Annotated in this window: 6 protein-coding genes; 2 read left to right on the top strand and 4 right to left on the bottom strand. The window is 66.2% G+C overall.

Annotated elements, in window-relative coordinates; all coding sequences use genetic code 11:
• Nucleotides 1-92: 92 nt before the first annotated feature.
• The 3 genes from AC5JJ6_RS29545 to AC5JJ6_RS29535 form a co-directional block, all read right to left on the bottom strand.
• Nucleotides 93-2,000: a propionyl-CoA synthetase gene (locus AC5JJ6_RS29545; protein WP_496045487.1), complete on the bottom strand. Its 1,908-nt coding sequence runs from the start codon at nt 1,998-2,000 to the stop codon at nt 93-95.
• A gap of 145 nt (nt 2,001-2,145) precedes the next feature.
• Nucleotides 2,146-3,246 carry a glycosyltransferase family 4 protein gene (locus AC5JJ6_RS29540; protein WP_496045486.1) on the bottom strand — a complete coding sequence of 367 codons (1,101 nt, stop codon included), beginning with the start codon at nt 3,244-3,246 and terminating at the stop codon, nt 2,146-2,148.
• An 8-nt stretch (nt 3,247-3,254) separates the two neighbouring features.
• A complete protein-coding gene (locus AC5JJ6_RS29535; protein WP_496045485.1) occupies nt 3,255-3,911 on the bottom strand; it encodes a formyltransferase family protein in 657 nt (218 codons plus the stop codon).
• Between the two features lie 126 nt (nt 3,912-4,037).
• Between AC5JJ6_RS29535 and AC5JJ6_RS29530 the strand changes: the two genes are divergently transcribed.
• Complete coding sequence (locus AC5JJ6_RS29530) at nt 4,038-5,741, top strand: acyl-CoA synthetase (protein ID WP_496045484.1); 1,704 nt, start codon at nt 4,038-4,040, stop codon at nt 5,739-5,741.
• 126 nt (nt 5,742-5,867) lie between these two features.
• A complete protein-coding gene (locus AC5JJ6_RS29525) occupies nt 5,868-7,817 on the top strand; it encodes an AsmA family protein (RefSeq protein ID WP_496045483.1) in 1,950 nt (649 codons plus the stop codon).
• A gap of 27 nt (nt 7,818-7,844) precedes the next feature.
• On the opposite strand, the gene AC5JJ6_RS29520 is transcribed toward AC5JJ6_RS29525, so the two are convergent.
• A partial coding sequence (locus AC5JJ6_RS29520) for a peptidoglycan -binding protein (protein WP_496045482.1) occupies nt 7,845-9,019 on the bottom strand: 1,175 nt, incomplete at its 5' end.

The following is a 9,019-nucleotide window of genomic DNA, read 5'->3' as shown; positions in this document are numbered from 1 at the left end:
TGAAGACCGGCATCCACCCGATCACGCCCAGCCCACAACGACAAAAGGGGCCGCGGTCATCGACCGCGGCCCCTTTTTCTACGACCCCGTCCTCACGCCATGCTGGGCTTCGCGTAGCCGATGCCTTGCAGCGCTTCGGATATCTCCGACAGGATCGCCGGATCGTCGATCGTGGCCGGCAGCTTGTAGGTCTCGCTGTCGGCGATCTTCTGCATTGTGCCGCGCAGGATCTTGCCGGAGCGGGTCTTGGGCAGGCGGTCGACCACGATGGCGAGCTTGAAGGCCGCGACCGGCCCGATCTCGTCGCGGACGAGCTGGACCACTTCCTTCGTGATCTCGGAATGGTCGCGGTCGACGCCGTTCTTCAGGACCAGGAAGCCCAGCGGCACCTGACCCTTGAGCTGGTCGGCGACGCCGATCACGGCGCATTCCGCGACGTCCTTGTGCGACGACAGAACCTCTTCCATCGCCCCGGTCGAGAGACGGTGCCCGGCGACGTTGATGATGTCGTCCGTACGCGCCATGATGTAGACGTACCCGTCGTCATCGATGAAGCCCGCATCGCCCGTCTGATAATAGCCGGGATAGTCCGTCATGTAGGACTTCACGAACCGCGCGTCTGCGTTCCACAGCGTCGTCAGCGTGCCGGGAGGCAGCGGCAGCTTGACCGAGATGGCGCCGATATCGCCGCGCTTGACCTCGTTGTTGGAGATGTCGAGCGCCCGTACGTCCCAGCCCGGCAGCGGTTTGGTGGCCGAACCGTACTTGATCTTGAACTGCTCGATGCCCAGCGGATTGCCGGCGATGCACCAGCCGGTCTCCGTCTGCCACCAATGGTCCACCACGGGGACCTTCAGGTGGTCTTCCGCCCAGTGCAGCGTGTCCGGGTCCGACCGCTCGCCGGCCAGGAACAGGGTGCGCAGGCTCGACAGGTCGTAGCTGGGGATCAGCTTGCCGTCCGGATCCTCGCGCTTGATCGCGCGCAGCGCCGTCGGCGCCGTGAAGAGTGCCGCTACCTTGTGCTGCTGGATCACCCGCCAGAAGGTGCCGGCATCGGGGGTGCCGACCGGCTTGCCCTCGAACACGATGGTCGTGGCGCCGTGCAGCAGCGGGGCGTAGCAGATGTAGGAGTGCCCGACGACCCAGCCCACGTCGGAAGCGGCCCAGAACACCTCTCCCGGCTTGATGTCGTACATGTTGCTCATGGTCCACTTCAGCGCCACCGCATGGCCGCCGTTGTCGCGGACCACGCCCTTGGGCTGACCGGTCGTGCCGGACGTGTAGAGGATATAGAGCGGGTCGGTCGCTTCCACCGGCACGACTTCGGCCGGCGCTGCGGCGGCGGTGACCGTTGCCCAATCGACGTCGCGCGGTTCGACCAGCGATGCCGTCACCTGCGGGCGCTGGAAGACGACGACGTGGTCGGGCTTGTGGTCGGAATGGTCGATGGCGGCGTCGAGCAGCGGCTTGTACGGCAGCACCTTGCTGCCCTCGATCCCGCAGGATGCGGTGACGATGACCTTGGGCTTGCTGTCGTTGATGCGGGTCGCCAGCTCGTGCGGGGCGAAGCCGCCGAACACGACGGAATGGACGGCGCCCAGGCGGGCGCATGCCAGCATGGCGACGACGGCCTGCGGGATCATCGGCATGTACAGGATCACCCGGTCGCCCTTGGCGACGCCAAGGTCACGCAGCGCCCCGGCGAACCGCGAAGTCAGGTCGAGCAGTTCGCTATAGGTGATGGTTTGTACTGTTTTGGTAACCGGGCTGTCATAGATGATGGCAGCCTGATCGCCGCGCCCGGCCTCGACGTGGCGGTCCACGGCGTTATAGGCTGTATTCAGAACGCCGCCCTTGAACCAGCGGTAGAAAGGCGGGTTGGAACTGTCGAGCACGGTATCCCAGGGCTTGATCCAATCGATCTCGCTGGCGGCATCACCCCAGAAGCCTTCGGGGTCCGAGAGGGAGCGGGTGTGAAGCTCTTCATAACGACCGGTCATGGAACGCCTTCTTCTTACTGGAGCGGTGATTCGATCCTTGGCGTGTCGGGGGAACTCCTCCCATACGCGGGCGGATATTGCTTCAGCGGGGCGACTTTATGCAAATGTGTTTCACTATTTAAACAGCCTGCGACATTTTGAACCTTCAGACTATCCGCTGCTTGAAGAAGCCGGCCCACTCTCCCGCCCGTGTCCTCCAGGTGGCCGTTTCGTTAACGAAACGAACCTGTTGCCACAGCCGCGCGATGCCGGGCGGCGACAAAATCGATGCCATGACAAGGTCCAGCGCCGTCAGGTAACGCGCGCCGAAGCTGCTCCAGTCCTCGCCCGGATCGACCAGCAGGGCGTGCCCCGCCGTCGTCTCGGCCAAGGCTCCCAGATCGCTGGCGACCACGGCGCAGCCGGCCGCCATCGCTTCCAGCGCCGCGATGCAGCCGGTTTCCGGGAAGGTGCAGGGATAGGCGAGGATCGATACGGCGCGGAGAGCCTCCGCCAGGTCGGGCTGCGCCAGCGTGCCGACATGCTCGACGCCGGGCGTGTTCCGGCACTGGTCGTAGAGCGACTGGAACTGGCTGTCCGAAGGGCCGGTCAGATACGTCCCCATGTCGGAGAAGACCCGCAGGCGGCAGGGCCGGGGGATCAGCGGGAACATGCCGGCCAGCAGATCCAGTCCCCTGAAGGGGGTAGACGTATAGGCCAGCAGCAGCGGATCGTTCCGCTTGGCCCGCGCCAGGGCATCGGCATCGGCAAACAGGTTTTCGAAGGCCGGCGCGATGGCGTTCCGCAGCACCGCCGTCCGCCAGCCGGCCAGGCCGAACCGTTCCCGATAGCGCCCGCGCTGCCACTCGCTGACCAGGACGACACCGTCCCAGCCGTCGCGGACGGCAGGATCGCCCAGGCACTGGACGGCGGGCTGGTCCTCGGCATGTCCCGTCCACAGGAAGAGCGGAACGCCTGCCGGCATCAGATCGCGTACCGCGCCGGGGATGGCGGTCAGGGATACGGCAGCATCCCACCGCGTCCCGCGAAGCCGCTCGACCCCCTCCCGCCGGTCGAGCGACAGGCATTCGACCCCGCGCCGCCGGCCCGGCCTCGTCGTGCGGGTGGCCAGCGCCACCTCATGCCCTGCCGACGCCAGGGCAGCCGTCAGGTGGCAGGCGGCCGACTGCATCCCGCCGAGCGGACGCTCGTACGGCGTATCGGCGTCGTAGTCCCAGGGCATCAGGTCGATGAAGCACAGCCGCATGACGGGGCTCAGACCTCCTGCTCCAGGACGAAGCGCCGGCCGTGCAGCGTCACGGTGATTCGGGTTTCCGGGTCTTCGCCAAACGATCGGAGCCGGCGGTCGAACTCGGCGGCGTCGATATCGGGCGGCAGGTCGGTCATCCGGTCGTAGTCGCGCCGGCAGGTCTTGCGGCCGGACCAGCGCTCCGCGATCGGCTTCATCGGCTGGAGCGACAGCGCCATGATCGGCGCCTGCCGGGCGAACAGCCGCAGGGTCGCCTGGAACGCCAGGTCGGCCAGCATCATCTGCCCGGTTTCCGGCGGCACGTCGAACCATTCGACCCCGACGATCGGCCCCTCGTCCACGCGAGGCACCATGACATGCGACGTGGCGCCGAAGCGGGTGACGCCGTCATAGGCGGCGAAGCTTTCCGGATGCCGGCCCGGATATGTCGGCGGTCCCGGATGAAAGTTGAAGGCCGGTCGTTCCAGCCGGTCGAGCAAGGCGGCCGGCACGATGACCGCCGTGCAGAAGGCGATCAGCACGCGGCCGGGCAGGCATTCCCGCTCCAGGTCCTCCAGGTCGGTGGCGTGAATGATGGGCAGGGTGGTGCTGTAGCCGCGCAGGTAATCGATCAGGTAGGGGGCTTCCCGGTGGCCGGTCAGCAGGATCAGGGCGCTGGACATTCGTCTGATGCACTCGGAATGGGTGGGCGGCAGCGGAACGCTTGGGAACGAGGCGAAGTGCCGCGGAAGATATTCACCGGAGCATTCCACACCGGGCCGGGTCGGTAGTATGCTGAGGCACCAAGAATGCCCGTCAAGGGCGTCCACCGCAATGCAGGACCCATCCGGATGACCCAGCCCCGCAATCCCTTCGAGGTCGAACTGGACAAGAACGACGCGAACTACGTCCCGCTGTCTCCCTTGTCGTTCCTGCGCCGCACCGCGTCGGTCTATCCGAACCGCCTTTCCGTCATCCACGGCGACATCCGGCGGACCTGGGCGGAGACCAACGAACGTTGCGTGCGGCTCGCCTCCGCCTTGTCGAAGCGCGGTGTCGGGATCGGCAACACCGTGGCCGTGATGGCGCCGAACGTGCCGGAACTGTTCGAGGCGCATTTCGGCGTGCCCATGACCGGCGGCGTGCTGAACGCGCTGAACATCCGCCTGGATGCCGAAGCCATCGCCTTCCAGCTCCAGCACGGGGAGGCCAAGGTGCTGATCACCGACCGGGAGTTCTCGGACGTGATCAACAAGGCTGTCCACATGATCGACCCGAAGCACCGGCCCCTCGTGATCGACATCGACGATCCGCTGGCCAAGGGCGGCGACCTGATCGGCCAGTTCACGTACGAGCAGTTCCTGGAAACCGGCGATCCGGACTTCCAGTGGGAACTGCCGAAGGACGAATGGCAGGCCATCGCCCTCAACTACACGTCCGGCACCACCGGCAATCCCAAGGGCGTCGTCTACCATCATCGCGGCGCTTATCTGAACGCCATCGGTAACATCATGACCTGGGCGCTGCCGCACCATCCGGTGTATCTGTGGACGCTGCCCATGTTCCACTGCAACGGCTGGTGCTTCCCCTGGACAATCACCGCCCAGGCCGGGACCCATGTCTGCCTGCGCGGCGTCACCGCCAAGGGCATGTACGACGCCATCGCGGACTCCGGCGTAACGCATATGTGCGGCGCCCCCATCGTCATGGGCCTGCTGGTCAACGCGCCCGACAACCAGCGGCGCGAGATCCCGGAAGGCATCAAGATGATGACCGCCGGCGCCGCCCCGCCCGCCGCCGTGATCGAGAAGATCGAGCGCATGGGCTTCGCCATCACCCACGTCTACGGCCTGACCGAAGTCTACGGCCCCGACGTGGTCTGCGCCTGGCATGAGGAATGGGACAGCCTGCCGATCGAGGAACGAGCCGTCTTCAAGGCCCGCCAGGGCGTAACATATCCCGTGCAGGAAGGCCTGATGGTGGCCGACGCCGTCACGCTGGAGCCGGTTCCCGCCGACGGCCAGACCATCGGCGAGGTCTTCATGCGCGGCAACGTGGTGATGAAGGGCTACCTGAAGAACCCGGTCGCGACGCAGGAGGCCTTCGAGGGCGGCTGGTTCCACACCGGCGATCTCGGCGTGATGCACGAGAACGGCTATATCGAGCTGAAGGACCGCTCCAAGGACATCATCATCTCCGGCGGCGAGAACATCTCGACGATCGAGGTCGAAGCCGTCCTCTACCGCCACCCTGCCGTACTCGACGCCGCCGTCGTCGCCCGCCCGGACGAGCGCTGGGGCGAAACGCCCTGCGCCTTCGTCACGATCAAGGACGGCGTCGCCGTGACCGAAGCCGAAATCATCGCCTTCTGCCGCGAACACCTCGCCCACTTCAAGTCGCCCCGGACAGTGGTCTTCACCAACCTGCCCAAGACCTCGACCGGCAAGATCCAGAAGTTCGTGCTGCGCGACATGGCGAAGCAATTGAACGAGCAGGCCGTCGGCAAGGCCTGATTTTCCGACATGTCGAGCGGGGCCGGAACGGCAAGCCGGCCCCGCCGCCGGAACCAGCTATTTTGAAACGAAAGCGGTCCAGCCCGGTTGAGTCCTTCGAGATAGGAAGTTCGAAGGGGATTTGCCGTGGGTCGGGTGTTGAAGTGGCTCGGGATCGTTCTGGGTGTGCTCGTGCTGCTCGTCGTGAGTGCTTTCGCGATGCTGGAGACGAGTTGGGCGCGCGACTTCGTGGCCAAACGGGCGAGCGCCGCCCTGGGCCGGGAGGTCCGGATCGACGAAAACTTCGACATCGACTGGTCTCTGACGCCGAAGATCCGGGCCGGCGGCATCCACGTTGCCAATACCGATTGGGCCGGCGGCGGCGACATGGCCGATATCGGCGCTGTCGAGGTCACGCTCGACCTCCGGCGTCTGGTCTCGGGAACCGTCGCCATTCCCCAGCTGACCGTGATCGATCCAAAGCTGAAACTCGCCCGCGATGCCCAGGGCGCCGCGAACTGGGACTTCCCCAGCTTGCAGGGCGATCCGCCGCAGGAAGGCGACGGCAGCCCGAACCTTCCGGAAATCGGCCATATCGAAGTCAGGGGCGGCGAAGTCGCCTACCGCGACGACGGCCTGAACATCCAGGTCGCCAGCACCGTCAACACCGAACGCAACGGGCAGGGCGAGGACCGGGTGCGGATGGTCGCCGACGGCAACTACGCCAACGAGCCGTTCCATCTGGACGCCACGACGGGTACCTTCCTGGCCGTGCGCGACCGGCAGACGCCTTTCCCGGTGCGGGCCGAGGTGACGGTCGGGACCACCAAGACGGTGATCGACGGTACGCTGACCGATCCGCAGGAACTGGCGGGCATGGATATCGGCGTCGATATCCAAGGCCAGGACCTCTCCGACCTGTTCCCCATCGTAGGCTTCCCGGCGCCCTCGACGCCGCCGTTCGACGTGTCCGGCCGGCTGGAGCGTCATGGCAAGGTCTGGTCCTTCACCGATGCGGCGGGCAAGGTCGGCGACAGCGACATCGGCGGCGAAGTCCGGATGGACCTGGGCCACGAGCGCCCCAAGGTCACCGGCAACCTGACATCGAAGAACCTGGACTACAAGGATCTCGCCGGCTTCGTCGGTGCGCCGCCGCCGGTCGATGACGGCGAAACCCGGTCGCCCAAGCAGGAGCAGCAGGCCCGCCAGCTGGAGGCCGAGGGCCGGATCATCCCCGATACGCCGATCAACGTCGAGATGCTGAAGAAAGTCGACGTCGAGATGCGCTACCACGCCGACAGGCTGCTGGTGCCGCACGTGCCCGCAGGCGCCATGGATGCGCGGATCATCGTGAACGACGGCCGGGCGAAGATCGAGCCGGTGCGCATGAACGTGGCCGGCGGCAAGGCCGGCGGCATCATTCAGGTCGATGCCCAGGAGAAGCCGCCGGCGATCGAGATGGACCTGGAGATGCGGGCGCTTGATCTCGCCCGGTTCTTCAAGGGAACCCAGTTCGCCGAGGACATGGGCGGCACCTTTGGCGGCAAGCTGAAGCTCAAGGGCAACGGCGACACGGTGCGCAGCATGCTGGCCTCCAGCAATGGACAGCTTTCGGTCGTGATGGAAGGCGGCAAGGTCAGCAACCTGATCATCGAGGTGCTCGGCCTCGACGTGGCCCAGGCGCTGGGTTTCGCGCTGACCGAGGACGAACCGGTCGCCGTGCGTTGCGTCGTCGCCGATCTCGGCATCACGGACGGGCTGATGAAGTCCAACGCCCTGGTGTTCGACAACACCGACAGCAACGTCACGGGCGAAGCGACCGTCAATCTCAAGAACGAAGCCTTCAAGGTCTCGATGCTGGCGCACCCCAAGGACTTCAGCCCTCTGTCGGTCCGGACGCCCGTCGGCGCCCAGGGCACCTTCGCCAATCCGCACGTCGCCGTCGATCCGACCCAGGCCATCGCGCGCGGCGCCGCCGCCGTCGCCCTCGGCGTGTTCCTGACTCCTCTGGCGGCGATCATTCCGCTCCTGGACCCCGGCGAAGGCAAGGACAGTCCCTGTAACGCGCTGCTGAACAACGCGGCCAAGCGCGATTGATCCTTTGGGGGCGGGGATGAGCCAGCCTCAGCGCTGGTCCAGCTTCATCTCGATGCGGCGATTGCGGGCGAAGGCGTCCTCGCCCCGGCTGGGGTCGAGCGGCTGGTACTCACCGAAGCCGGCGGCGACCAGGCGGTCGGCCGGCACGCCGCGCTCGACCAGGAACTTGACGACGGAGATGGCGCGCGCGGTCGAAAGCTCCCAGTTGGACGGGAACTGCGGCGTGGAGATCGGGCGCGGGTCGGTATGCCCGTCCACCCGCATGATCCAGTTGACCCCCGGCGGAATGCGCAGCGCGATCTCCAGCAAGGTATTGGCAAGCTGGGCAAGCTGGACCTTGCCGCCTTCCTCCAGTGTCGCCGACGCGCTGGGGAACAGCACTTCGGACTGGAATACGAATCGGTCGCCGACGATACGGATATCCTGACGCGTCCCCAGCACCTCGCGCAGCCGGCCGAAGAACTCCGACCGGTACCGCGCCAGTTCCTCGACCTTGCTGGCCAGCGCCAGGTTCAACCGGCGTCCCAGGTCGGAGATCTGCGCCTGCTGTTCCTGATTCTTCGATTCGGCCAGATCGAGCGAAGCGGTCAGCCGGCTCAACTGGTCGCGTAGAGCCGCGATCTGCTGGTTGAGGACGGCGACCTGGGCGCGGCCTTCCTCGGTCAGCGTCTTCTCCCCGGTCAGCGCCGCCTCCGTCTGGTCCAGCGCCAGCTTCAGCTCCTCCAGGCGGATGTCGCGCTGCTCGATCTCCCGCTGCGACAGGGTGGTCCGCTCCTGCTCAGCACTGAGCTGGCTTTCAAGCTGCTGCGAGCGGTCGCGGATAGATGAGAGTTCCGCCATCAGCGCTTCGCGCTGCTCCTGCGTCAGCCGCAGCTCCTCCGTGGCCTTGGCGCGGTCCGCTTCGGTCCGTTGAAGCTGTTCCGCGGTCCGGTCGCGTTCCGCTTCCGTCCGCTGCGTCAGCGCGGTCAGGGCCGCGACCTGCGTTTCAAGTTGCTCACGGACATCCCTCAAGGCTTGGATATCGGCCTGAAGGCTGGCGATCTCGCGCAGCGAGGTTTCGATCTTCTGGCGGTCCGCCTCGATCACCTTATAGGCGTCTTCCAGGTCGCGGCTGACCTGGGTGACTTCGCCGCTGGCCTGCTCGCCGCGCCGCGACAGGGCGGAGACCTGGGCGTTGAGTTGGTCCTGTTTCGCCTGCGCTT

The organism is Skermanella sp., from assembly GCF_059503625.1.
The sequence above is the reverse complement of the archived record's forward strand: the minus strand, read 5'-3'. Positions and strand labels throughout refer to the sequence as shown.

Bases quoted from the DNA above. Each gene is read 5' to 3' on its own strand.
- AC5JJ6_RS29535 (WP_496045485.1), bottom strand. From the start codon at position 3,911: ATGTCCAGCGCCCTGATCCTGCTGACCGGCCACCGGGAAGCCCCCTAC.
- AC5JJ6_RS29545 (WP_496045487.1), bottom strand. From the start codon at position 2,000: ATGACCGGTCGTTATGAAGAGCTTCACACCCGCTCCCTCTCGGACCCC.
- AC5JJ6_RS29540 (WP_496045486.1), bottom strand. From the start codon at position 3,246: ATGCGGCTGTGCTTCATCGACCTGATGCCCTGGGACTACGACGCCGAT.
- AC5JJ6_RS29530 (WP_496045484.1), top strand. From the start codon at position 4,038: ATGCCCGTCAAGGGCGTCCACCGCAATGCAGGACCCATCCGGATGACC.